The 22,924-nt window shown below is 69.8% G+C and carries 18 protein-coding genes; 12 read left to right on the top strand and 6 right to left on the bottom strand.

What is annotated here, in order from left to right; translation table 11 throughout:
• Positions 1–154: 154 nt before the first annotated feature.
• On the bottom strand, positions 155–1,228 hold the full coding sequence (locus ACFY0P_RS29425) for a maleylacetate reductase (RefSeq protein WP_388919471.1): 1,074 nt from the start codon (positions 1,226–1,228) through the stop codon (positions 155–157).
• Positions 1,225–2,121 (bottom strand): dioxygenase, encoded by an 897-nt coding sequence (locus tag ACFY0P_RS29430; RefSeq protein WP_388919473.1) that lies wholly within the window; start codon positions 2,119–2,121, stop codon positions 1,225–1,227. Before ACFY0P_RS29430 ends, ACFY0P_RS29425 begins: the two co-directional genes overlap by 4 nt.
• 447 nt (positions 2,122–2,568) lie before the next feature.
• Between ACFY0P_RS29430 and ACFY0P_RS29435 the strand changes: the two genes are divergently transcribed.
• Positions 2,569–3,600 (top strand): AraC family transcriptional regulator, encoded by a 1,032-nt coding sequence (locus ACFY0P_RS29435; RefSeq protein WP_388919475.1) that lies wholly within the window; start codon positions 2,569–2,571, stop codon positions 3,598–3,600.
• 515 nt (positions 3,601–4,115) lie between these two features.
• Here ACFY0P_RS29435 and ACFY0P_RS29440 read toward each other — a convergent pair.
• Positions 4,116–4,760, bottom strand: coding sequence for an NAD(P)-dependent oxidoreductase (locus tag ACFY0P_RS29440; protein ID WP_388919478.1), 645 nt, complete (start codon positions 4,758–4,760; stop codon positions 4,116–4,118).
• A gap of 127 nt (positions 4,761–4,887) precedes the next feature.
• Here ACFY0P_RS29440 and ACFY0P_RS29445 point away from each other — a divergent pair, with 127 nt between their 5' ends.
• On the top strand, positions 4,888–5,325 hold the full coding sequence (locus tag ACFY0P_RS29445) for an Rrf2 family transcriptional regulator (RefSeq protein ID WP_388919481.1): 438 nt from the start codon (positions 4,888–4,890) through the stop codon (positions 5,323–5,325).
• A 36-nt stretch (positions 5,326–5,361) separates the two neighbouring features.
• On the opposite strand, the gene ACFY0P_RS29450 is transcribed toward ACFY0P_RS29445, so the two are convergent.
• Positions 5,362–5,958: a helix-turn-helix domain-containing protein gene (locus ACFY0P_RS29450; RefSeq protein WP_388920009.1), complete on the bottom strand. Its 597-nt coding sequence runs from the start codon at positions 5,956–5,958 to the stop codon at positions 5,362–5,364.
• 196 nt (positions 5,959–6,154) lie between these two features.
• A complete protein-coding gene (locus tag ACFY0P_RS29455) occupies positions 6,155–7,213 on the bottom strand; it encodes a LacI family DNA-binding transcriptional regulator (protein WP_388919484.1) in 1,059 nt (352 codons plus the stop codon).
• 345 nt (positions 7,214–7,558) lie between these two features.
• On the opposite strand from ACFY0P_RS29455, the gene ACFY0P_RS29460 reads away from it, so the two are divergent.
• From ACFY0P_RS29460 to ACFY0P_RS29500, 9 genes are all read left to right on the top strand, one after another.
• Complete coding sequence (locus ACFY0P_RS29460) at positions 7,559–8,932, top strand: ABC transporter substrate-binding protein (protein ID WP_388919487.1); 1,374 nt, start codon at positions 7,559–7,561, stop codon at positions 8,930–8,932.
• 78 nt (positions 8,933–9,010) lie between these two features.
• Positions 9,011–10,006, top strand: coding sequence for a carbohydrate ABC transporter permease (locus ACFY0P_RS29465; RefSeq protein ID WP_388919490.1), 996 nt, complete (start codon positions 9,011–9,013; stop codon positions 10,004–10,006).
• Positions 10,003–10,905: a carbohydrate ABC transporter permease gene (locus ACFY0P_RS29470; protein WP_388919493.1), complete on the top strand. Its 903-nt coding sequence runs from the start codon at positions 10,003–10,005 to the stop codon at positions 10,903–10,905. Before ACFY0P_RS29465 ends, ACFY0P_RS29470 begins: the two co-directional genes overlap by 4 nt.
• A 59-nt stretch (positions 10,906–10,964) precedes the next feature.
• Positions 10,965–12,485: an alpha-N-arabinofuranosidase gene (locus tag ACFY0P_RS29475; RefSeq protein WP_388919496.1), complete on the top strand. Its 1,521-nt coding sequence runs from the start codon at positions 10,965–10,967 to the stop codon at positions 12,483–12,485.
• Between the two features lie 105 nt (positions 12,486–12,590).
• Positions 12,591–14,639: an RICIN domain-containing protein gene (locus tag ACFY0P_RS29480; protein WP_388919499.1), complete on the top strand. Its 2,049-nt coding sequence runs from the start codon at positions 12,591–12,593 to the stop codon at positions 14,637–14,639.
• A gap of 131 nt (positions 14,640–14,770) precedes the next feature.
• Complete coding sequence (araB, locus tag ACFY0P_RS29485; protein WP_388919502.1) at positions 14,771–16,441, top strand: ribulokinase; 1,671 nt, start codon at positions 14,771–14,773, stop codon at positions 16,439–16,441.
• Positions 16,442–16,467: 26 nt separating this feature from the next.
• Positions 16,468–17,985 carry an L-arabinose isomerase gene (gene araA, locus ACFY0P_RS29490; protein ID WP_388919505.1) on the top strand — a complete coding sequence of 506 codons (1,518 nt, stop codon included), beginning with the start codon at positions 16,468–16,470 and terminating at the stop codon, positions 17,983–17,985.
• Positions 17,986–18,008: 23 nt separating this feature from the next.
• Positions 18,009–18,737 (top strand): L-ribulose-5-phosphate 4-epimerase AraD, encoded by a 729-nt coding sequence (araD, locus tag ACFY0P_RS29495; RefSeq protein WP_388919508.1) that lies wholly within the window; start codon positions 18,009–18,011, stop codon positions 18,735–18,737.
• Between the two features lie 48 nt (positions 18,738–18,785).
• Positions 18,786–20,279: a family 43 glycosylhydrolase gene (locus tag ACFY0P_RS29500; RefSeq protein WP_388919511.1), complete on the top strand. Its 1,494-nt coding sequence runs from the start codon at positions 18,786–18,788 to the stop codon at positions 20,277–20,279.
• Between the two features lie 418 nt (positions 20,280–20,697).
• Here ACFY0P_RS29500 and ACFY0P_RS29505 read toward each other — a convergent pair whose 3' ends face one another.
• A complete protein-coding gene (locus ACFY0P_RS29505) occupies positions 20,698–21,219 on the bottom strand; it encodes a VOC family protein (RefSeq protein ID WP_388919514.1) in 522 nt (173 codons plus the stop codon).
• Positions 21,220–21,697: 478 nt separating this feature from the next.
• Here ACFY0P_RS29505 and ACFY0P_RS29510 point away from each other — a divergent pair, with 478 nt between their 5' ends.
• Complete coding sequence (locus ACFY0P_RS29510; protein ID WP_388919517.1) at positions 21,698–22,900, top strand: glycoside hydrolase family 1 protein; 1,203 nt, start codon at positions 21,698–21,700, stop codon at positions 22,898–22,900.
• The last annotated feature ends 24 nt before the right edge of the window (positions 22,901–22,924 follow it).

The following is a 22,924-nucleotide window of genomic DNA, read 5'->3' on the forward strand; positions in this document are numbered from 1 at the left end:
CTCGGTCCGGATCCCCCGATCACGGGGGGCACGCCGTCCGACACGTCCGCCTCGGCGGCGGAGGCGACGACCCTGTCCATGTCCGTTCGGACTCCGTCGTGTTCGTGTCCCGGGTCCGCCGTGACCTGATCTCCCTCGCGCGGGGAAGGCGCTCTCAGGAGAGCGGAGGCTGTCCGGACCAGGCGGCGCGCAGGAGCCGGCCGAGGCCATCCGCGGTCACCTCACGGGGGTTGGCGTAGGGATGGGCCAGCGCCACCTGGACGATCCGGTCGATGTCGCTCTCCGCCATGCCGAGTTCGCGAAGGGATTGCGGAGCACCGAGCCGGCCGGCGAGGTCCCAGAGATGGGACGCCGGGTCGGCGGAGGCGCCCAGGGCGCGGCCGAGCGCGGCCACCGCCTTCGGCGCGGCGTCCTGGTTGTAGGCGAGTGCGTGCGGGAGCACCACGGTGTGGGTCTGGGCATGCGGCAGGTCGAGGGTGCCGCCGAGGGCGTGGCAGAGCTTGTGGTGCAGGGACATGGTGGTGGCTCCGAGACAGGCGCCGCACAGCCAGGCGCCGTACTGGGCGCGGGCGCGGGCGTCGAGGTCGGTGCCGTCGGCGACGATGCCCGGCAGTGCGGTGGCGAGCGCGCGCACCCCTTCCTCGGCCATCAGATCGATGACCGGTGAGGCGTCGGGCGCGTACAGGGCCTCGACCGCGTGCGCGATCGCGTTCATGCCGCTGGTCACAGAGACGGCCGCCGGCAGGGACACGGTGAGCCCGGGGTCGTACAGCACCGAGACCGGCAGGACGCGTGGATCCCGGCCGGTGCGCTTGACGCCGTTCTCCGTCAGGCCCCACACCGGTGTCATCTCCGACCCGGCATAGGTCGTCGGTACGGCGAGGACCGGCAGTCCGTGCCGGAGGGCGACGATCTTTCCGAGGCCGATCGCCGAGCCGCCGCCGACGGCGACGCAGCCGTCCGCGTTCACCTCTTCCGCGCGCCGCTGGGCCGCGTCCGCCGACTCGGCCGGTACGTGCATCCGGGCGTGGGGGTGGATGTCCACCGCACGGTCACCGATCAGGCCGGCGACGGTCTCGGCGAGCTCCCGCTGTTCGGGCGAGCACAGCACCATGACCCGCTTGAGGCCGGCGTGGTCGATCTCGTCGGCGAGCCGGCCGAGGGCGCCGGTGCCCATCACCACGCGCATCGGGAGCGCCTGGTAGCTGAAGTCGAGCGGGGTGTTCATCGGGCGTCCTCGGTCGTCTCCGGCTCGGTCGTCTCCGGCTCGACGACGATGTCGAACTCGGCTGTGCGGAACGGGGCGGTGACCTGGTACTCGCGTGCCTGCTCGACGTCGTCGACCTGCAAGAAGTCGATCACGAGGTTCTCCTTGACGGCGAAGACGGCGTCCGAGTCCAGGTAGGGGCCGTCGGCGACGAAGACGTGCGTGGTCAGCGGTCGGTGGCCGGCGGCCTCGACGATGAAGTGGATGTGCGCCGGGCGGTACGGGTGCCGTCCGGTTGCGTCGAGCAGCACTCCAACCGGGCCGTCGGTCGGAATGGGGTAGTGGCTCGGCACGATCGTGCGGAACCACACGCGGCCGTCGTCGTCGGTCCGGAACAGACCGCGTCCGTTGCCCAGAGGCTGGACGTCTGGCTGCTGCACGTCGTAGAAACCCTCCTCGGTGCACTGCCAGACGTCGACGCTCGCTCCGGGCAGCGGGCTGCCGTTCGACGACGTGACGCGCAGCGAGACGACACAGGGCGTTCCGGTGCCCATGAGATCTATGTTGTCCCCGCTCTCGCGCTCGGGGGACTCCACCACGTGAAACGGCCCGAGGACCGTGCTCTCGGTCCCGCCGCCCTGCTCGTTCAGCGTCTCGACCAGCATGGACACTCCCAGCACGTCGGAGAGGAGGATGAACTCCTGGCGGGTGGGATCGCATTTCTGCCCTACGGCCGTGAGATAGTCCACCGCGTACTCCCACTCCTCGATCGTGGGGCGCAGCTCACTGACGTAACCGTGCAGATGGCGAACGAGCCCTTGGAGCAGTTCACGCAACCGGGGGTCCGGGGTGTCGTGGAAGCTGTCGACCACCGCGGCGGTGATGGCCTTCGTCGCTTCGTCGGTGCCGGGCATGACATACCTCCAGTGGTGACAGGCGGGCGTCTTTCGGCCGGGGCCGGGGCGCCGGTGTGCGTCGGCTGTCGTTCGCCTACCGCTCCGTGGGGGGGCACGGGCGGTTCTGTCGACGGCTCGGGAGCCGGGCCGCGGCCGCGGCCGTTCGGCCGGGACGAGACCGGCGACGCGGACAGGGTTCCTCCTCGTGGACGACGATCCGGGACGAACCCACCGAGGAAAACGCTACGAAGGCGCGGCCAGGGGCGATATCCGCGGAGCGCGATCGGCAGCCGAATCGCGCGACGACTTCCGAACTGCCCGCCGGGGCAGCCGGTCGCAGGCGCGGAGGACTCGCACCCACCTCACTTGTGACAATGCTCTCAACCACCCGATGACCTGGCACTTCCTTCCGGAATCCGCCATTCACCCCTTGTTGGCCGAGCACGGCGGGGATAACAATGGAGCATGGGCCGCTCCCTCTTGGCGAGCCACGTGCTGTGCCGCGATTCAGGCTTCGAGGACTTCCGTGAACGCCTCAACGACCTGTTCTATCCGGCGGAAGTCACCTCGCTGTCCGGCTCCGGCGGCTCCGGCGGCGAGCTCCGGGGCACACGCACCGAGCACATCACCGTCGGCATGATGACCTTCGGCCAGCGCACGCGCGTCGATCCCGGACGGACGCCCTCGCACTACCACGTCAACGTCGTCCTGAGAGGCTCCATCGAGGCGGCAACCGGCCGCCAGGAGATGGTGGCCACCGCGGGGGACGCCATGGTCTTCACGCCCACACAGCAGCACCGGCTGCTGAGCTGTGGCAACGACGCGCGGCATCTGGGCATCAAGATCGACCGACGCCTGGTCGAGTCCGAACTCCAGGCCCTCCTGGGCCACCCGCTGCAGGTTCCGCTGGAATTCGCGTTCGGCTTCGACCTGACGACCGCGCCGGGCCGCAGTTGGCGCAACACCCTGGACCTGCTGCTGGCCGAGTCCGACAGCGCAGACGGGCTCATCGGCCGGCGTCCGGTCCAGCACCACTTCGAACGCCTTCTGGTGAGCGGCCTGTTGCTGGCCCAACCGCACAACTACACGGAGGAGCTGCTGCGTCCGCAGTCGCCCGCCTACCCGCGGACGGTACGCAAGGCCGTCGACCTCATCGACGCACACCCCGAGACCCCGTTCACCGTCGGGGAACTGGCCCAGGCGGCGGGCGTCAGCGCGCGACGCCTCCAGGAGGGCTTCAGGGAGCACGTGGGCGTGACCCCGATGACGTATCTGCGCAACGTGCGTCTGGAGCGCGTCCACGCCGAACTCCTGGCAGGCACCGCGGGAGTCACCGAAGCGGCCGGGCGCTGGGGCTTCACCCACCTGAGCCGGTTCTCCGCCGCCTATCGCCGGCGCTTCGGAGTCGCGCCCTCCGAGACACTTGCCCGATCCGACGGCCAGGACCGCGGCGAGCGGAAGGACCTCGAGTACGGCGGCGAACGCACGTCGGCATAGCCCGCGTCGCAAGCTGAGCGGTTACGGCAAGGAGCAGGCGCCGGCGAAACAGCTTCCGTGGTCACGGCGTTCGCCCACCGCCCGGGTTCCGGCACTCCCGCGCCGAAAGACGGCGTCCTGCCGGTGCGGACGTCCCTGGCAAGTCCGGCGCAAGGAGCGTGGCGCCACCGCTCAATCGAGCGATGGCGCCGTAGGCCGGTGCGGTGGCACTCACGGTGCAAGGCGGTGTACCGCCCGCCGGTCTGTCGGGTTCGCGTGGCTCCGGCGTCGGGCATCGGCCTCGAACGGGCGCTTGCCGGCGCGCCGGCAGATGTCCGACGACGGTCCGCGGTGACCCACCTCGTGCTCGTACCCGCAGGCCAAAGCTTGCGGTGGCGCTGTACGACGTCAGAGCCCAGCGCAAGAACAGCCCCCGCGCGCCGGGACGGGCAGGGCACCCGGCGACATCGCGGGCCGTATCCAGGACGACGAACGGCACGCGGAGGACGTCGGGTTGGCGGAGCGATCGGGTCGGGTCAGTAGGCGACGCTGAAGCGAGCCCGGTGATGGGCGGGCTTGTCGATCTCGTCGACGAAAGCGATGGCGTAGTCGGCGCCCGAGATGAAGGACCTTCCCTCGGCGTCGGAGAGCAGCACGTCGCCGCCGACGCGAAAGGCGCCGGTGCGCTCACCGGGAACCCAGGCGCCGAACTCCGCGGCCGGGCTGACGTAGAACCAGTGCGCGTCCGTGTCCGTGGCCCGCAGCGCCTCCAGGGCTCGCGCGTGCGAGCTCGCCTCGGCCTTGTAGGCCTCCGGGAAATCAGGGGAGTCGATCAGCCGCGGGCCGCCCTCGGTGGCGTGCAGGCTGCCCGCACCGCCCACCACGCCGAGCCGGGCACCGCCCTCGGCCGCCGCCGCCAGGAGCGAGGGGACGAGCGGAAGCAGGAACGGCTCCCCGTCCACGGTGCCGCGGACCGCGACGACCAGCACGTCGGACTTGGCCGCCAGGTCGCGCACCAGGGCCTCGTCTTCGAGGGACCCGGCGACGGGGGTGACTCCGGGGCGGGCCTCGGCGGAGCCGGTGCGGTTGACCGCGATGACCTCGTGGCCGCGGCGCAGGGCCTCGTCGGTGATGTGGCCGCCTGCGTAGCCGGTCGCGCCGAAGACGGTGATGGTCGCCATGGGGATTCTCCCTAGGTGTGTGTCGCTGTGCTGTGCTCCAGCGCCGGCTAATTCGAAACCGCGGCGCTTACGAATCAAACTGTAACAGCAGCAGGTACGGTTTCCGTGCGGGCCGTACCATGAACTCATGGCACAGCCCACGAACACCCAGTTCGCGGTCGGCGTGCACCTGCTCACCCTGCTCGCCGGGGCTCCCGGCGAATGGCGGGACTCGCAGTCCCTCGCCGTCAGCCCCGCGACCAACGCCGCGCACGCGCGCCGCATCCTCGGCCAGTTGCGCACGGCGGGGCTGGTCCGCTCGCAGCCCGGCCCGCGCGGCGGCTGGATGCTCGAACACGACCCGGAGCGGATCGACCTCGCCATGGTCTGGCTGGCGCTCAACGGCGAGGACCCGGTCCTGGGCATGCACGCCCCGCAGCCGGACTGCCCCGCGGGCCGACGCGTCCACCGCAGCCTCCTCGCGCTGGACCGGCGGGCACGCAGCGCCTTGCTGAGCGAACTGGCCCGCACCACCGTCGCCGACGTACTGCGCGAGGACACCGCGCCGGCGGTCGACGGAGGCTGAGCCCGCCGGCGGACCAACACCTCGCGGGGCGACCGGTTACGCGGTCGGCACAGCGGGGCGGGCGTCCGGGCCGATGACGGCAGCGAGCCGCAGGGCTACGCCCGGTTCGAGCTGCCGGATCCTGACGCCGTGTCCGAGCAGCTCCTCCGCGCGCCTGACGCGGTAGATGACCGTGTTCTTCGCCACGAACAGCGTGCGCGCCGCGTCCTGCGGTCTGCAGGTGCACTCCAGGTCCGCCCGCAGGGTCTTCCGCAGCACGCGCGGCGTCTCCCCGCTGTCGCCCAGCCTGCCGAGCTCGTCGTGCATGAAGCTCAGCGCGTCGCCCGGTTCGGCGGTGAGGAGCGCCACCAGGCGAACGTCGTGGTGGTCCACGACCTGCCCGCCGCTGGCCGCGTATGGGTTCAACTCGGCCACGCGTGCGGCGGCCTGCGCCTCGGCGTGAGAGGCCGCGAATCCCCGCAGGCCGGGGTGTCGTGTCCCCAGCGCGACGAGGACATCGGGGAACTCGGTGACGGCGGACGCGACCGGAGCGGACCGGCCGGTGACAGCCGCCCACGCCCGGACCTCCGTTCGGTCGACCACCATCACCAGATGTGCGGTCGCCCCCAGGCCGCGCAACGCCGACACGGCCACCTCACGCAACGGAGCGGCATTCCCGGCGGTGGCCGCGCTCCGCCGGAAGACCCTGAGGGCAGCGGCCCGTCAGCCGCACGCATGCCGTGGTTCCGGATCCGCTCACGTCGCCGTGGTCGCCGTGCATTCCCGTCGGCCGGTGCAGCAGTTCCCCGACCTCGGTGGCGGCGAACTCCCCGCCTGCCGGGCAGGGTGCTCACGGCCCGTCTGCCGGGTGCGGTTCCGAAGCGGGGGCCTGTCGGCCCATCGTGCTCGCGCGGGGGATGAGCCGGTGCGGGGCCCGGATCTCCATGCCGGGCACGGGGGTCGGGTTGCCGATCCGCCTGAACAGTCGATCCACCGCCGTCTCGGCGATCATCTTCTTGTCCGGCGAGACCGTGGTGACGGGCGGGTTGGAGTAACGGGCGTCCTCGATGTCGTCGTAGCCGACGATGGCGACGTCCTCCGGGACGCGCAGTCCGCGCGAGGCCAGGGTGTGCAGGGCGCCGAGGGCGACCAGGTCGCTGTAGCAGAAGACCGCGTCCGGAGGCTCCTCCAGGTCGAGAAGGTGAGCCATGGCCGTGGCTCCGTCGGAGCGGTTGAAGCGGGGGGTGGAGATGACGTACTCCTCCCGGACGGGGATTCCGGCCCGCTCGTGTGCCAGGCGGTAACCGCGGGTGCGGAGCTGAGCCGCCTCGCCCGTGCGGTAGGGCTGGTCGCCGATCGCGGCGACCCGGCGGCGGCCGAGGTCGAGCAGATGCTCGGTGGCCTCGCGGGAGGCGGTGACGTCGTCGATGCCGATGTGGTCGAAGCCTCCGTCACTCACCCGCTCGCCGAGCACGACGAGCGGCAGGTTCGCGTCGCGCTCGGACAGGTCGGACTGGGCCAGGCCCAGCGGGCTGAAGATGACGCCGTCGAAGAGCAGTTGCTGGGAGCCACGGGCGAGGAACATCTTCTCGTGCTCGGCGTCGCCGTCGGTCTGGTCGATCAGGACGTTGTACCCGCGCACCCGGGCCGCGCGGATGATGCCCTGCAGCAGCTCGGCGAAGTACGGCGTGTCCAGATAGGGCACGACCACCGCGATCTGGCCCGAGCGGCCGGCGGCCAGGTTGCGGGCAAGAACGTTGGGCCGGTAGCCGAGTTCGTCCACGGCCCGCTGAACCCGCTCGCGCGTGCCCTCCGAGACCGGCGCGTAGCCGTTGACCACGTTGGACACGGTGCGGCTGGAGACGCCGGCCAGGGCCGCGACGTCGCGGAGTGTGACGCCTTTCGCCATAGGTCACCTTCATCCCGGTCGGAGTTGTTAGAGGAAAGTTTCGGCCAGCCTCTTGCAGCGTGGCAATCCCTCGGTTAACACTTTTGCAGCGCTGCAGAGCCTAACAGAGGCCCGGGGGGCTGATCGGGCCCGCTTCTACAACTCTGCTGCGCAGCTGGTGGATTGCAACCAGTAGGAGCCGCGGTGACGCTCGTTTCTTTACTCCCCGACGCCTGACAACACCCCCTTTCTCCTCGTCCGAAATATCGAACGATGTTCGCTATGCGGACGGCGCCCGTCCCGCCGCGCTCTCTCTTCCTTCGTCCCCTCTTACGCCCCTCAGGCACCTCACCCAGGAGAATGCACATGTCGTCCAGCAGACAGCTTCCGACCCGCGCCGGACACCGAGTGCCCGCGTCCCTCCGGCGGGCCGCCGTCGCGACGGCCTCCGCGACCCTCGCCGGCGTGCTTCTCGCGGCTTGCGGCGGAGGCGGCAGCGACTCCGGCTCGGCGTCGAACGGCCCGGTGCACATCAAGGTGTGGGCGTGGTACCCGCAGTTCAAGCAGGTCGTGGCGGAGTTCAACAAGACCCACAAGGACGTCCAGGTCGACTGGGTGCAGGCCGGTGTGGGCCAGGACGAGTACACCAAGCTGAAGACCGCGCTGAAGGCGGGCCAGGGCGCCCCCGACGTCGTCATGCTGGAGTTCCAGGAGTTGCCGACCATCCAGCTCACCAAGGGCCTGCTCGACATGGGCAAGTACGGCGCGAACGACGACAAGGACAACTACGTCGACTGGGCCTGGAAGCAGTCCTCCGACGGCGACCACGTGTACGCCATCCCGGTCGACGGCGGCCCGATGGCCATGATGTACCGCGCGGACCTGTTCAAGAAGTACCACCTGAAGGTCCCCACCACCTGGGCTGAGTTCAAGGAGGAGGCCGCCAAGCTGCACAAGGCCGACCCGAACGCCTACCTGACCGACTTCGGCAGCGACGAGACGGCCGGCGGCTGGCGCCAGGGTCTGATGTGGCAGGCGGGTTCGCGCCCCTACACCTACTCGGCGAGCAAGCTCCCGGACATCGGCGTCAAGCTCAACGACGCGAACGCCAAGAAGGTGTACGCCTACTGGGGCGACCTGGTGAAGAACAAGCTGGTCGACACCCAGTCGTACGCCACCACCGACTTCTACAACGGCCTCAGCAGCGGCAAGTACGCCACCTACATCGCGGCCGGCTGGGGGCCGGGCTACCTCTCCAGCGTCGCCGCGAAGACCTCGGGCAAGTGGCGAGTGGCCCCGCTGCCGCAGTGGACGGCCGGTGACAGCGCGCAGGGCGACTGGGGCGGTTCGAGCTTCTCGGTGACCTCCCAGACCAAGCACCCGAAGGAGGCCACCGAGGTCGCCCGGGAGCTGTTCGGCACCTCCGCGGCCGCCTGGAAGATCGGCATCGACCAGGCCTACCTCTTCCCGCTGTCCAAGCCGATCCTCAACGGCTCGTACTTCGGGGACAAGAAGTACGACTTCTTCGGCGGCCAGCAGATCAACAAGGTGTTCGTGCCCGCCGCGAACGGCATCGGGGCCTTCGACTGGAGCCCGTTCCAGGACTTCGCCTACAACACCGACACCGCCGAGGTCGGCAAGGCCCTCCAGGGCCAGAGCGACTGGTCGTCGGTGAACGACAACGTCCAGCAGCAGGTGACCTCCTACGCGGACAAGCAGGGCTTCAAGGTCAACCAGTAGCCGGCCGGGGACCTCAAGCCCCTCCGTCCCCGCCGGCACCGGTGCCGGCGGGGCCCCCGAGAAGCGCAAGGAGAAGTGATGAGCCTGCTCAGACAGCAGGGACCGGCGGTGGCCGCGCCCCTGCGCCCACCCGCCGCGAAGGGCGGCGGTGCCCGCACCACCGTCCCGGACGCGGGCCGGCGCACCGCAGGGGTGTCCACCCGTACCCGGCACCAGGGCACAGGCCTGCTCCTGGTCACCCCGTTCCTGCTGCTGTTCCTGGCCTTCCTGGTGGCCCCGCTGGGCTACGCGTTCTGGCTGAGCCTTCGGACCTCCACCCTGGTGGGCGGCGACCACTTCAGCTGGTTCGCCAACTACAAGCAGACCTTCACGGACCCGCACTTCCTGTCCGGCGTGCGCCGGGTCGTCGTCTTCGGCGTGGTACAGATCCCGGTGATGCTGGGCCTGGCCCTGCTCGGGGCGCTGATCATCGACGAGGTGAGCAGTCGGCTCGCCAAGGTCTTCCGGATGACCCTCTTCATGCCCTACGCCGTCCCCGCGGTGATCGGCGCCCTGATGTGGGGCTTCCTGTACAGCCCGACCTTCGGCCCGGTGAACTCCCTGAGCGGCGCGCTCGGTCTCGGCAAGGTCGACCTGCTCGGGCACTCCCTGATGCTGACCTCGCTCGGCAACATCGTGACCTGGCAGTGGACCGGCTACAACATGATCGTCCTGTACGCCGCGCTCCAGGGCCTGCCGCGCGAGGTGTACGAGGCGGCGAAGCTGGACGGCGCCGGCCAGATCCAGACGGCCCTGCGCATCAAGATCCCGATGATCTCCTCGGCGCTGGTGCTCACCCTGATGTTCACCATCATCGGCACCCTGCAGTTCTTCACCGAACCGCGGGTGCTGGAGCCGACCGCGTCCTCGGTGATCACCCCGGACTACACACCGAACCTGTACGCCTACAACCTGGCCTTCCAGTACTCGGAGTTCAACTACTCCGCCGCCATCTCCTTCTCCCTCGGAGCGGTGGTCTTCATCGGCTCCTACATCTTCCTGTTCGCCACGCGCAAGAGGAGCGGACTGAAGTGACAACCGCCGCCGCACCCGCATCCGTCATGGGCCCTCAGGCCGCTCGCCGTCCGTCCGCCGCTCGCGGACGCATCACCGTCAACGTGGTGATGGTGGCGATGATCCTCTACTTCCTGATGCCGTTCTGGTGGCTGGTCGTCGCCGCCACCAAGGACAACGACGCGCTGTTCTCCACCGCAGCCCTGTGGTTCCACTCGCCGGGCTCCTTCTTCACCAACGTCCGGGAGCTGTTCACCTACGACGACGGCGAGTACCTGCGCTGGATGGGCAACACCGCGATCTACGCGGGCGTCAGCGGGGTCGGAGCCACCGCCGTGGCGACCCTCGCGGGCTACGCCTTCGCCAAGTACCGCTTCCCCGGCCGCAACCTGCTCTTCTCCAGCCTCCTCGGCGCCATCATGGTGCCCGCCACCGCGCTGGCCATCCCCACCTATCTGCTGCTGAGCAAGGTCGAGCTGACCAACACCATGTGGGCCGTCATCCTGCCCTCGCTGCTCAACCCGTTCGGCGTCTACCTGGTGCGGGTCTATGTCCAGGAGTCCCTGCCCGACGAACTCCTGGAGGCGGCCCGGATGGACGGGGCCGGGGAACTGCGCGTGCTGTGGTCGGTGGCGCTGCCCACCCTGAAGCCGGCCCTCGTCACCGTGCTGCTCTTCTCGATGGTCGGCACCTGGAACAACTTCTTCCTGCCGCTGGTGATGCTCAACAACGACAAGCTGTTCCCGCTCACCGTCGGCCTGCAGTCCTGGTACCAGGGGGCGCTGATCCAGTCCGGAGCCAACGCGCTGTTCACCCTTGTCATCGCGGGTTCCCTGGTGGCGATCCTGCCGCTGGTGGTCACCTTCCTCCTCCTCCAGCGGTACTGGCGCGGCGGTCTGACCGTCGGAAGCCTCAAGTAACCCGGCGGACCGGCCCGTTCCCCCTCTTCTTCTTACACGCACCTCTCGGAGCGCCCTTCATGCTGCACGCGTCCCTGACCGTCGACCCCGCCTTCCGCGTCGCCGACGTGAACCCCCGGACCTTCGGCTCGTTCGTCGAGCACATGGGCCGCTGCGTCTACACCGGCATCTACGAACCCGGCCATCCGTTCGCCGACGAGGACGGGCTGCGCCGTGACGTCCTGGACCTGGTGCGCGAGCTGGGCGTGACCACCGTCCGCTATCCCGGCGGGAACTTCGTCTCCGGCTTCCGCTGGGAGGACAGCGTCGGCCCGGTCGCCGAGCGGCCCACCCGTCTCGATCTCGCCTGGCACAGCACCGAGACCAACGCCTTCGGTCTGCACGAGTTCACGAATTGGGCGGCGCAGGCCGGTGTCGAGCCGATGATGGCCCTCAACCTCGGTACCCGGGGCGTCCAGGAGGCCCTCGACCTGCTGGAGTACTGCAACCACCCCGGCGGCACCGCCTGGTCCGACCAGCGGATCAAGAACGGCGCCCGGGACCCCTTCAACATCCGCATGTGGTGCCTGGGCAACGAGCTGGACGGCCCCTGGCAGACCGGCCACAAGACCGCCGCCGAGTACGGCCGGCTCGCCGCCGAGACCGCCCGCGCGATGCGCATGATCGACCCCGGACTGGAACTCGTCGCGTGCGGCAGCTCCAGTTCCTCGATGCCGACCTTCGGCGCCTGGGAGGCGACCGTCCTGGAGGAGGCCTACGACCAGGTCGACTACATCTCCTGCCACGCCTACTACGAGGAGCTCGACGGCGACCTCGGCAGCTTCCTGGCCTCCCCGGTCGACATGGACGGCTTCATCGAGTCGGTCGTCGCCACCGCCGACCACATCCGGGCCAAGCAGCGCAGGAAGAAGCGGATCAACCTCTCCTTCGACGAGTGGAACGTCTGGTACAACACGCGCTTCGAGGCGCAGGGCAAGCCCGCCGAATGGGCCGTCGCCCCGCGCGTGATCGAGGACGAGTACAACGTCGCGGACGCCGTCGTGGTCGGCGGCCTGCTGATCAGCCTGCTGCGCAACAGCGACCGCGTCACCGCCGCCTCCCTCGCCCAACTGGTCAACGTCATCGCCCCGATCCGCAGCGAGGCGGGCGGCCCGAGCTGGCGGCAGACCACCTTCCACCCCTTCGCCCAGGCCGCCCGGCACGCCCGGGGCACCGTCCTGCGTGTGGAACCGGTCTCGCCGACGTACGAGACGAACCGTTTCGGCGAGGTACCGGTCGTCGACGCCGTGGCCACCCACATCGCGGGCGCCGACGGCCCCGACGAGCTCACCGTCCTCGCCGTCAACCGGCACCGGAGCGAGAACGTCGAACTCGCCCTGGACCTGCGGGGCTTCCCCGGCTACGAGCCGGTGGCGCACTCGGTGCTCAGCGACCCCGACCTCCGTGCCACCAACACCCAGGAAGACCCCGACCGCGTACACCCGCGCGAAGCCGGCACCTCCCCCGTCACCGACGGCCGGCTCGCCGTACAGCTGCCGCCGGTCTCCTGGAACGTCGTCCGGCTGCGCCGCGCCGGCTGACCCCCTCAACGCCCGCCGCTCCCGCTCTCCCTTCTCCTCGGCGCGGGCGGCGGGTCCAGCACCACCTTCCGCTCTCCTCCTAGGACAGTCATCGGGAGCCGCACCATGCCCACCACCAAGGATCGCGCCGCTCGGCGCTCCGTCACCAGACCCCAGGCGATCACTCTGCTGCTGGCCCTGCTGGCAGCCGCGATCGCCGTCGTCCTGCCCGCCGCCGGCCCGGCGCACGCGATCTCGCGTGCCTCGCAGACGATGTACACGCCGCCGGCGGGCTCCCCGTCGCCCGGCTCTCTCTACCCGCGCGGTCTGCGCCTGCAGTACAGCGGTTCGTCCAACGGCACGTTGCTCGCCACGTTCGAGCAGTACAGCTCGGGCACCCCCGTCTTCCCGATCTACCGCAGCACCGACAACGGCAACAGCTGGAGCCAGATCTCCAGCATCAGCGACACCCACAACGGCTTCGGCATGCGCTACCAGCCATTCCTGTACGAACTGCCCACCCAGATCGGCAGCTTCCCGGCCGGCACCATCCTGGCCGCGGGCAACTCCATCCCGAACGACCTGTCCTCGACCTCGCTCGACCTGTACGCCAGCACCGACCACGGCGTCAGCTGGTCCTACGTCAGCACCATCGCCACCGGCGGCGAGGCCGACCCCACCAACGGCAAGACGCCGGTGTGGGAGCCGTTCCTGATGGTGTCCGGCAGCAAGCTGATCGCGTACTACTCCGACCAGCGTGATCCCAACCACGGCCAGAAGATCGTCCACCAGGTCTCCACGGACGGCGTGACCTGGGGCTCCGTGGTCGACGACGTGGCCACCTCGACGTACGGCGACCGGCCCGGCATGCCCGTGGTCGCCAAACTGCCCAACGGCAACTACGTGATGACGTACGAGTTCTGGGGCGCTCCCGAGGGCGGTTTCGCCGTCTACTACAAGATCTCCTCCGACCCGGAGGCCTTCGGCTCCGCCACCGGCATCGCGCTCAAGGCGACCGACGGCACCCAGCCCAAGAGCTCCCCGTACATCACCTGGCTGCCCACCGGCGGCGCCAACGGTACCCTGGTGGTCAGCGCCAACAGCAGCGACGACCTGTTCCTGAACACGCAGAACGGCGCCGCGAACACGTGGACGCGCATCGCCTCCACCGTCCCCGGCGGCTATAGCCGAGGCCTGCTCCCGCTGGCCGACGGCCACAGCCTGCTGGTCCTCAGCGGCGGGCACCTGACCAGCACCGGCCTGAATCCCGTCAGCTACGGCACCATCGACCTCGGCGGCGGCATCTCCGACGGCGCCACCTACACCGCGTCGAACGCCAACAGCCACCTGATGCTCGCCATCGTGGGGGGTTCCACCACCAACGGCGTCAACGCCACCCAGCAGAACGCCGACAACGCCTCCGACCAGAAGTGGAAGTTCGTCCAGCAGACGTCCGGCTACTTCAAGATCTTCAACGTGGCCAGCGGCAAGGTCCTGGGCGTGCAGAACCAGTCCACCGCCAACGGCGCCAAGGTCCTGCAGTGGGACGACAACGGCACCCTCGACCACGAGTGGGCGGTCGCTCCGAACCCGGCGGGCGGCTTCACCGCCACAAACCGGATCAGCGGCAAGTACCTGGAGATCCCCAGCGCCTCCACCACCGTCGGCACCGCCGCCGGGCAGTGGTCCGACACCGGCTGCGCCTGCCAGCGCTGGAACCTCACCCAGACCGCCCTGCCCACCCTGTCGACCGGCCAGTACCGGCTGATCAACAAGAACAGCGGGAAGTTCCTGGAGATCCCCGGCGCCTCCACCACCGTGGGCAAGCAGGCCGGCCAGTGGGTGAACACCGCCAACAACTGCCAGCTGTGGACGTTCACGTCGGCCGGCGGCGGGGCTGCGTGGACCGTGAAGAACGTCAACAGCGGTCTGTACCTCGACTCCAACGGCTCGACCTCGTCCGGCGCGGCCATCGTGCAGAACTCGTCCTCCGGCGCCACCTCCCAGCAGTGGACGCTGACGGACGCCGGCAACGGCTACTTCAAGCTCGTCAACTCCGGTAGCGGACTGGTCGCGGACGTCGCCTCCGCCTCCACCGCCAACGGTGCGCTGATCGTCCAGTCGACGGACACCGGCGCGGACGACGAACTCTGGCAGGTCGTCCGGGTCAACTGACCCGTACCGGGGCCCGGTTCACGGCCGGGCCCCGGCCCCTTACGGCCGTACAGAAACAACATCACTTTTGTTCGAGATCTCGAACGCGAATCGGGATATCGATCGACCGTCATACGAGAAGGAGGGCCACCATGTCCGAGGAGACCATGGCCGGGGAGACATACACCGTAGGAGTCGACTTCGGCACCCTGTCCGGCCGCGCCATGGTGGTACGAGTCCGGGACGGCGCGGAACTGGCGTCGGCGGAGCACGCCTATCCGCACGCCGTCCTCGACCGGACGCTGCCCGACGGCACCCGGCTGCCTCCCGACTGGGCGCTCCAGGTCCCCTCGGACTACCTCGACGTCCTGCGGACCGCCGTACCCGAGGCCCTCGCCCGCGCCGGAGTACGGCCCGAACAGGTCATCGGCGTCGGCACCGACTTCACGGCCTGCACCGTCCTGCCGACGCTCGACGACGGCACCCCCCTGTGCGAACTCCCCGGACTCGCCGGCCGCCCGCACGCCTATGTGAAGCTGTGGCGCCACCACGCGGCACAGGGCCAGGCGGACCGGATCAACGCACTGGCGGCCGAACTGAAGGAGCCGTGGCTGGAGCGGTACGGCGGCAAGATCTCCTCGGAGTGGGAGTTCGCCAAGGCGCTGCAGGTGCTGGAGGAGGACCCGGAGATCTACCGGCGCACCGAGCGGTGGCTGGAGGCGGCGGACTGGATCGTGTGGCGGCTGTGCGGGACGTACGTCCGCAACGCCTGCACGGCCGGCTACAAGGGCCAGTACCAGAACGGTCTGTACCCCTCCCGTGAGTACCTCGCGGCCCTGAACCCGGACTTCGCGGACTTCGTCACCGGCAAGCTGGAGCACCCCATCGGCCGGCTCGGCGAGTGCGCCGGGCGGTTGACGGCGGAGGCCGCCGCCTGGACCGGGCTGCCGGAGGGCATCGCGGTCTGCGTGGGCAATGTCGACGCCCATGTGACCGCACCTGCGGCGGGGGCCGTCGAACCGGGCCGGATGGTCGCGATCATGGGCACCTCCACCTGCCATGTCATGAGCTCCGACCAGTACGGCACCGTCCCCGGCATGTGCGGTGTCGTCGACGGCGGCATCCTGCCCGGGACGTGGGGCTACGAGGCCGGACAGAGCGGTGTCGGCGACATCTTCGCCTGGTTCGTACGTACCGGCTTCCCCGCCGAGTACGCCGCGAAGGCCGAGGCTCTCGGCCAGAACGCGCACGACTACCTCACCGACCTGGCCGCCGGGCAGAAGGTCGGCGAGCACGGGCTGATCGCCCTGGACTGGCACAGCGGCAACCGCAGCGTCCTGGTCGACCACGACCTCAGCGGTGTCGTCGTCGGCCAGACCCTGTCCACCCGACCCGAGGACGTCTACCGCGCGCTGCTGGAGGCGACCGCGTTCGGCACGCGCACCATCATCGACGCCTTCGAGGCCGCCGAGGTCCCGGTGACGGAGCTCATCATCGCGGGCGGCCTGACCAAGAACGCCCTGCTGATGCAGATCTACGCCGATGTCACCCGGCGCCCGCTGAGCATCATCGGCTCCACGCAGGGCCCAGCCCTCGGCGCCGCCATGCACGCCGCCGTCGCCGCCGGGGCGTACCCCGACATCCGGGCCGCCGCCGGCGCCATGGGCAAGGTCCACCGCCGGGTCCACCTCCCCGACCCCGGGCGGGCCGCGGCGTACGACCGGCTGTACGCCGAGTACCGGCGGCTCCACGACTACTTCGGGCGCGGAGCCAACGACGTCATGCACCGCCTGCGCCGCATCCGGGCCGAGGCGGCCGCGTAACCAGAGAACCACCGAGAGGAACAGCCATGAGCACCGCAGCACAGCCGTACGACAGCCACGAGGTCTGGTTCCTCACCGGCAGTCAGGGCCTGTACGGAGAGGAGACCCTGCGGCAGGTCGCCCACCAGTCCCGGCAGATCGCCGAAAGGCTCGACGCCGCCCCCGCGATCCCGTTGCGGATCGTGTGGAAGCCGGTCCTCACCGACGCCGAGTCGATCCGGCGGATGTGCCAGGAGGCGAGCGCCTCCGACACCTGCGTGGGGGTGATCGTGTGGATGCACACCTTCTCACCCGCCAAGATGTGGATCGCCGGGCTCAGCGCCCTGGACCGGCCGCTGCTGCACCTGCACACCCAGTACAACCTGTCGCTGCCCTGGCCGAGCATCGACATGGACTTCATGAACCTCAACCAGGCGGCCCACGGCGACCGCGAGTTCGGCCACATCGAGTCCCGGGTCGGTGTGAACCGCAAGATCGTCGCCGGTCACGCCACCGACGCCCGGGTCGTGGGCCGCGTCGCCGCCTGGAGCCGGGCCGCCGCCGGCCGGCACGCCGCCCGTACGCTGCGGCTGGCCCGGTTCGGCGACAACATGCGCGACGTCGCCGTCACCGAGGGCGACAAGGTCGAGGCGCAGCTGCGCTTCGGCTACTCGGTCAACACCTACGGTGTGAACGACCTCGTCGCGGTCGTCGACGAGGTCGAGGACAAGGCGGCCGCCGAACTCGCCGCCACATACCTGGATTCGTACGACGTCGTCCCCGCCCTGCGGCCGGACGGCATCCTCCACGGTTCGCTGATGTACGCGGCCCGCCTTGAACTGGGGCTGCGTGCCTTCCTCACCGAGGGCGGCTTCACCGCCTTCACCACCAACTTCGAAGACCTCGGCGGCCTCCGCCAGCTGCCGGGTCTGGCCGTCCAGCGTCTGATGGCCGACGGGTACGGCTTCGGCGGCGAGGGCGACTGGAAGACCTCCGCCCTGCTGCGCACGATGAAGGTCATGGGCCAGGGGCAGCCCGGAGGCACGTCCTTCATGGAGGACTACACCTACCACCTCGGCCCCGGCGAGCCCCGCATCCTCGGTGCCCACATGCTGGAGGTCTGCCCCTCCATCGCGGCCGGCCGCCCCAGCTGCGAGATCCACCCGCTGTCCATAGGCGACCGCGAGGACCCGGTCCGGCTGGTGTTCGACGCCGCTCCCGGGCCCGCCCTCGTCGTCGGCCTGTCCGACCTCGGCGACCGCTTCCGCCTCACCGCGAACGCCGTCGACGTGGTCGCACCGAGCCAGCCACTGCGCCGGCTGCCCGTCGCCCGCGCCGTATGGACACCGCGCCCGTCGTTCGCGGAGTCCGCGGAGAGCTGGCTGCTGGCCGGCGCCCCGCACCACACCGTGCTCAGCACCGCCGTCGACCGGGAGGCGCTGAGCGACTTCGCCGCCATGACCGGGGTGGAACTTCTGACGGTCGACGAGAACACCTCCGTCGACCAGCTGGCCAAGGAGATCCGCTGGAACGCGGCCTACCACCGACTGGCCCAGGCCCTCTGAAACCGTCCGTAAGGGAAAGCACCATGACCACAACCGTCCGGACAGGCCTTCACCAGGAGGTCCTGGAGGCCAATCTCGCCATCCCACAGGTCGGGCTCGCCACCCTGACCTGGGGCAACGTCAGCGGAGTCGACCGCGAGGCGGGGGTCTTCGTCATCAAGCCGTCGGGAGTGCCGTACGAAAGGCTCACGATCGACGACCTGGTGACGGTACGCCTGTCCGACGGGGCGGTGGTGGCGGGCGGCCTGCGCCCCTCCACCGACACCGAGACCCACCGCTGTCTCTACCTGGCCTTCCCCTCCGTCGGCGGGGTGACCCATACCCACTCCACCCACGCCGTCGCCTTCGCCCAGGCCCGCCGGGACGTCCCGGTCCTCGGCACCACCCACGCGGACACCTTCAACGGGCCGATCCCCGTCACCCGCGACCTCACCCCGGCGGAGTGCGCGAAGGACTACGAGTACAACACCGGCCACGTCATCGTCGACCTGCTCGGCGGCGACGACCGGAAGGCCGTCGAGGTGCCCGCCGCGCTGGTCGCCGGGCACGGCCCGTTCACCTGGGGCACGACCGCACGCAAGTCCCTGGAGCACGCGATCATCTGCGAGGCCGTCGCCGACATCGCCCTCCACACTCTGTCCCTGTCCCCGACCGCTCCGCCCCCACCCCACCTGCTCGCCCGCCACTACACCCGCAAACACGGCCCCGACGCCTACTACGGCAATCCGGACACAGCCGCCGTCACCCGCTGACCAGAACGACCCCTCCCTCCTCGATCCGCCACCTCGTCAGGAGACCCGATGACGCGTCCCAGACCCGGAAGGGCCCTGTTGCCGGTCCTGTTCGCCGCGTTGGTCGCCCTGCTGGTCCCCGCGCTCGCCCAGCCCGCGGGCGCGGCCGACGGCGCGACCTTCGCCAACCCGCTCAAGTCCAGGGCCGGAGCCGACCCCTGGCTCCAGTACTACGACGGCAACTTCTACCTGATCACCACCTCGTTCACGAACGAGATGTTCATGCGCGAGTCCCCGACCCTCGCCGGTCTGAACACGGCCCCGAACGTGCTGATCTGGCACGACGACACCGCAGGCCGCAACGCCAACATCTGGGCACCGGAGATCCACCTCTTCAACGGTCACTGGTACCTCTACTACTCCGCCGCCCAGTCCGGCGCCGCCTGCTGCGACACCCAGCGCACCGACGTCCTGGAGAGCGCCGGCACCGACCCGCTGGGCCCCTACACCTTCAAGAACCAGCTCAGCGGCTCCAACCTGACGCCGGGCGGCTGGCTGATCGACGCCAGCGTCCTGGAGTACAACAGCAACCTCTACCTGGTCGGCAGCGGCTTCGTGGGCGGCAGTGCGCAGAGCCTGGTCATCGCGCCGATGTCCAACCCGTACACGCTGTCCAGTTCGGCCTTCACGGTCATCTCCAGCCCGACCTACGACTGGGAGAAGGTGGGCAGCCCGGTCAACGAGGGACCCGAGCCGCTGTACCACAACGGCCGCACCTTCCTGACCTACTCGGCCAGCAGCTGCCAGACCGCCGACTACAAGCTGGGCCAGCTGGAACTGACCGGCAGCGACCCGCTGGACCCGGCCTCCTGGACGAAGTCGGCGACGCCGGTGTTCCAGCGCAGTGACACGAACGGCGTCTACGCGCCCGGCCACAACGGCTTCTTCACCTCGCCCGACGGCACCCAGAACTGGATCGTCTACCACGCCAACAGCGCGGCCAACGGCGGCTGCGGCAACAACCGCACCACCCGAGCCCAGCAGTTCACCTGGAACGCCGACGGCACCCCGGACTTCGGCACTCCGGTCGCCCTCGGCACGTCGCTCGCCGAACCGTCCGGCGAGACCGGGACCACCCCGGCCGCGTACACCCTCGTCAACAAGCACAGCGGCAAGTGCCTGAACGTCTCGCAGTCCAGCACCGCCGACGGCGCCGACGTCAACCTGTGGACGTGCAACGGCGGCGCCAACCAGAAGTGGACCTTCTCCGACCCCGGCAACGAGACCAACCGCGTGACCAACGCGGGCAGCGGCAAGGTCCTCGACGTCAGCAACTGCGGCACTGCCGACGGGACCAACATCCAGCAGTGGAGCTGGCTGAACAACAACTGCCAGAAGTGGAAGCTGGTGTACACCCAGACCGGCTACGTCCGTCTCGTGAACGTCAACAGCGGCAAGGTCGCCGACGTGGCCAACTGCGGTACCGCCGACGGAACCGACGTCCGCCAGTGGACCTGGCTGACCAACGACTGCCAGCTCTGGCAGCTCAAGCCGGTCTCCTGACGGCGGCTTCTCCCGGTGACCCGGCGGCTTCAGGTGAACGGAAGCCGCCGGGTCACCGGTTCGGGCGTGCCGGCGCGCAGCTTGATCATGGCTGCGGTCTCTGCGACTGGCGCGTCCGGACAGGGCCCGGAGTGTGACGGTGGAGCCGTGCCGGCACCTACGGACAACGGACCGATGCACACGGTCCGGCAGTCGCGCAACGGTGGTCGGACGCGCCCGACCACGGCGCCCGACCCGCTCCGGGCCGTCCGCGAACCTGTGGGAGTACGACCACGAGGCGGAGGCCAGGGCGATCATCGAGGGCATCCGCACCACGGCCCCCGCGACCCGGCCCCCTGGAACCTGCGAGGTCCTCACGGCCGTGCCACCTGGCGGAGCGCGCCTTGCCGCACGCGGCACGCAACGCCGGGTGCCGGACTCAGCCCCGCTGCAGGATCTCGACCTGGTTGCCCCACGGATCGAGGACGTCGACTGACCGGGAACCGTCCGGCCCCTCGAACTCGGCCTGGATTCTCGCGCCGTTCGCGACCGCGCGCGCCTCCGCGACGTCCTTGTCGGGAACCTGGATGATGAACGCACCGTGCTTCTTCCTGTCGTAGGGGCCCTTCTTGATCAGCACCAGCCCCGGCCCCCCACTGGGAAACACCACGATGTGCACGTTGTCGCCCTGCGCGACGGCGAACCTCGCACCGAACACGTTGCCGTAGAACCGCTCAGCGGCATCGAGGGTGCCGACGTAGAGCTTGACCATGACGATGGTTCCGGTCGGTGCGGGCGCGTCGTCCGAAGCCGAACCTGTCGTCGACGCGGCGTTGCCCGTCGAATGGACGGCCCGCGCGGCGATCGCCTTCACGGGCGCTCCCTGCGAGTTGGTGGCCGTATGGGTCGCGGCGGGCGCACCGCACCCGACCGCCAGCAACAACGGCACGGCGAACAGCATGGCTCGTCTGCGTATCAAGGATTCTCTCCAGTTCTCGGGGTGTGGGCGCGATCCGGGTCCGGCGGACGGCTCCGACGGCGGGCGCGCGGTCAGCCTTGGCAAACGTGATGCGGCTTCACGTACAGCCGGAAAGGTGCGCGAGGTGCCGTCGTGCGTCATGCCGACGCCTGCACCGCCTCCCGGTGGAGAACTATGATCTCCCTGAGGAGAAGGCAACTCTGGCATGCCGCAAACGGAGTTTCAACCACGGGGAGTTTCGTTCTTCTCGATGAGAGGAACCACACCGGGAGGCCGGGCGGCACCGTGTCGTTTCCCGTCGGCGACCGCCCGAATGTAACGCTCGGATTACGAAACACCCCGGCAGCCTTCCCCGGCCCTCGATCTCGGATTACGTTCCAGCGAAAACCAACCACATGGTAACAGTTGGTCGGCGCGCCGCGGGGCCCGTCACCATCGGCACTCAGGAAGGCAGTCGACGATGACCGAACTCGCTCCCGGATTCCTCTGGGGCGCGTCCACCGCACCGCACCAGATCGAGGGCAACAACCTCAACAGCGACTTCTGGGCGAACGAGGGACGCATCCCGGGCATGGAGCGCAGCGGCGACGCCTGCGACAGCTACCACCGGTACCGCGAGGACATGAAGCTGCTCGCGGACGCCGGGCTCAACGCCTACCGCTTCGGTATCGAATGGGCTCGGATCGAGCCGCTCCCCGGCCTGGTCTCGCGCGCCGAACTCGCCCACTACCGGCGCATGATCGAAACAGCCTTCGAACTCGGTCTGACGCCGGTCGTGACCCTGCACCACTTCACCAGCCCGCTCTGGTTCGCCCAGGAGGGCGGCTGGCTCGGCGACCGCGCGGTGGACCGGTTCCGGACCTACGTGGAGACGGTCGCGCCGATCCTCGACGGCGTCCAGTGGGTCGTCACCATGAACGAGCCGAACATGCTGGCCATCATGGTCGGCATGGCGCGGGCCTTCCAGAGCGCGCAGGCCGGCGGGGAGTGGCAGAGCCCCACCCTCGACAACGAGGGCCCCCGCCCGCAGTTGCCCGCGCCCGACACGGCGATCGGCGAGCGGCTCGTCGAGGCGCACCACGCCGCACGGAAGGTGCTGCACGAGCGCACCGGCGCCAAGGTCGGCTGGACGGTCGCCAACCGCGCCTTCGTGGCCCGCCCCGGCGCGGAGGAGAAGAAGCGCGAGCTGGAGCACGTCTGGGAGGACCTCTACCTGGAGGGGTCGCGCGGCGACGACTTCGTCGGCGTGCAGTCCTACTCCAGTCAGTGGGTCGGCCCGGACGGCATCGAGCCCTACCCGCCGCACCCGGACAACACGCTCGTGGGAACCGCCTACCGGCCCGACGCCCTGAGCATCGCGGTACGGCACACCGCCGAGGTCACCGACGGCCTGCCGATTCTCATCACCGAGAACGGCATCGCCATCGGCGACGACACCCGCCGCATCGCCTACACGGGCGAAGCTCTGGAGCACCTGGGCAAGGCGATCGCCGACGGCGTGGACGTCCGCGGCTATCTGCACTGGAGCCTGCTCGACAACTACGAGTGGGGCCACTGGGCGCCGACGTTCGGTCTCGTCGCGGTCGACCGCGAGACGTTCGAGCGCCGGCCCAAGCCCTCTCTCGCGTGGCTGGGCGAGACCGCCCGCCGCGGCCGGATCTGACCCCCCCCACACGGAGGACACATC

The organism is Streptomyces sp. NPDC001714 (genome assembly GCF_042892755.1).
Taxonomy (GTDB): domain Bacteria; phylum Actinomycetota; class Actinomycetes; order Streptomycetales; family Streptomycetaceae; genus Streptomyces.

What these genes read in the sequence shown, in the direction of transcription:
- ACFY0P_RS29425 (WP_388919471.1), bottom strand. Translation starts at nt 1,228, where the DNA reads ATGAACACCCCGCTCGACTTCAGCTACCAGGCGCTCCCGATGCGCGTG.
- ACFY0P_RS29430 (WP_388919473.1), bottom strand. Translation starts at nt 2,121, where the DNA reads ATGCCCGGCACCGACGAAGCGACGAAGGCCATCACCGCCGCGGTGGTC.
- ACFY0P_RS29435 (WP_388919475.1), top strand. Translation starts at nt 2,569, where the DNA reads ATGGGCCGCTCCCTCTTGGCGAGCCACGTGCTGTGCCGCGATTCAGGC.
- ACFY0P_RS29440 (WP_388919478.1), bottom strand. Translation starts at nt 4,760, where the DNA reads ATGGCGACCATCACCGTCTTCGGCGCGACCGGCTACGCAGGCGGCCAC.
- ACFY0P_RS29445 (WP_388919481.1), top strand. Translation starts at nt 4,888, where the DNA reads ATGGCACAGCCCACGAACACCCAGTTCGCGGTCGGCGTGCACCTGCTC.
- ACFY0P_RS29455 (WP_388919484.1), bottom strand. Translation starts at nt 7,213, where the DNA reads ATGGCGAAAGGCGTCACACTCCGCGACGTCGCGGCCCTGGCCGGCGTC.
- ACFY0P_RS29460 (WP_388919487.1), top strand. Translation starts at nt 7,559, where the DNA reads ATGTCGTCCAGCAGACAGCTTCCGACCCGCGCCGGACACCGAGTGCCC.
- ACFY0P_RS29465 (WP_388919490.1), top strand. Translation starts at nt 9,011, where the DNA reads ATGAGCCTGCTCAGACAGCAGGGACCGGCGGTGGCCGCGCCCCTGCGC.
- ACFY0P_RS29475 (WP_388919496.1), top strand. Translation starts at nt 10,965, where the DNA reads ATGCTGCACGCGTCCCTGACCGTCGACCCCGCCTTCCGCGTCGCCGAC.
- ACFY0P_RS29480 (WP_388919499.1), top strand. Translation starts at nt 12,591, where the DNA reads ATGCCCACCACCAAGGATCGCGCCGCTCGGCGCTCCGTCACCAGACCC.
- araB (WP_388919502.1), top strand. Translation starts at nt 14,771, where the DNA reads ATGTCCGAGGAGACCATGGCCGGGGAGACATACACCGTAGGAGTCGAC.
- araA (WP_388919505.1), top strand. Translation starts at nt 16,468, where the DNA reads ATGAGCACCGCAGCACAGCCGTACGACAGCCACGAGGTCTGGTTCCTC.
- araD (WP_388919508.1), top strand. Translation starts at nt 18,009, where the DNA reads ATGACCACAACCGTCCGGACAGGCCTTCACCAGGAGGTCCTGGAGGCC.
- ACFY0P_RS29500 (WP_388919511.1), top strand. Translation starts at nt 18,786, where the DNA reads ATGACGCGTCCCAGACCCGGAAGGGCCCTGTTGCCGGTCCTGTTCGCC.
- ACFY0P_RS29505 (WP_388919514.1), bottom strand. Translation starts at nt 21,219, where the DNA reads ATGCTGTTCGCCGTGCCGTTGTTGCTGGCGGTCGGGTGCGGTGCGCCC.
- ACFY0P_RS29510 (WP_388919517.1), top strand. Translation starts at nt 21,698, where the DNA reads ATGACCGAACTCGCTCCCGGATTCCTCTGGGGCGCGTCCACCGCACCG.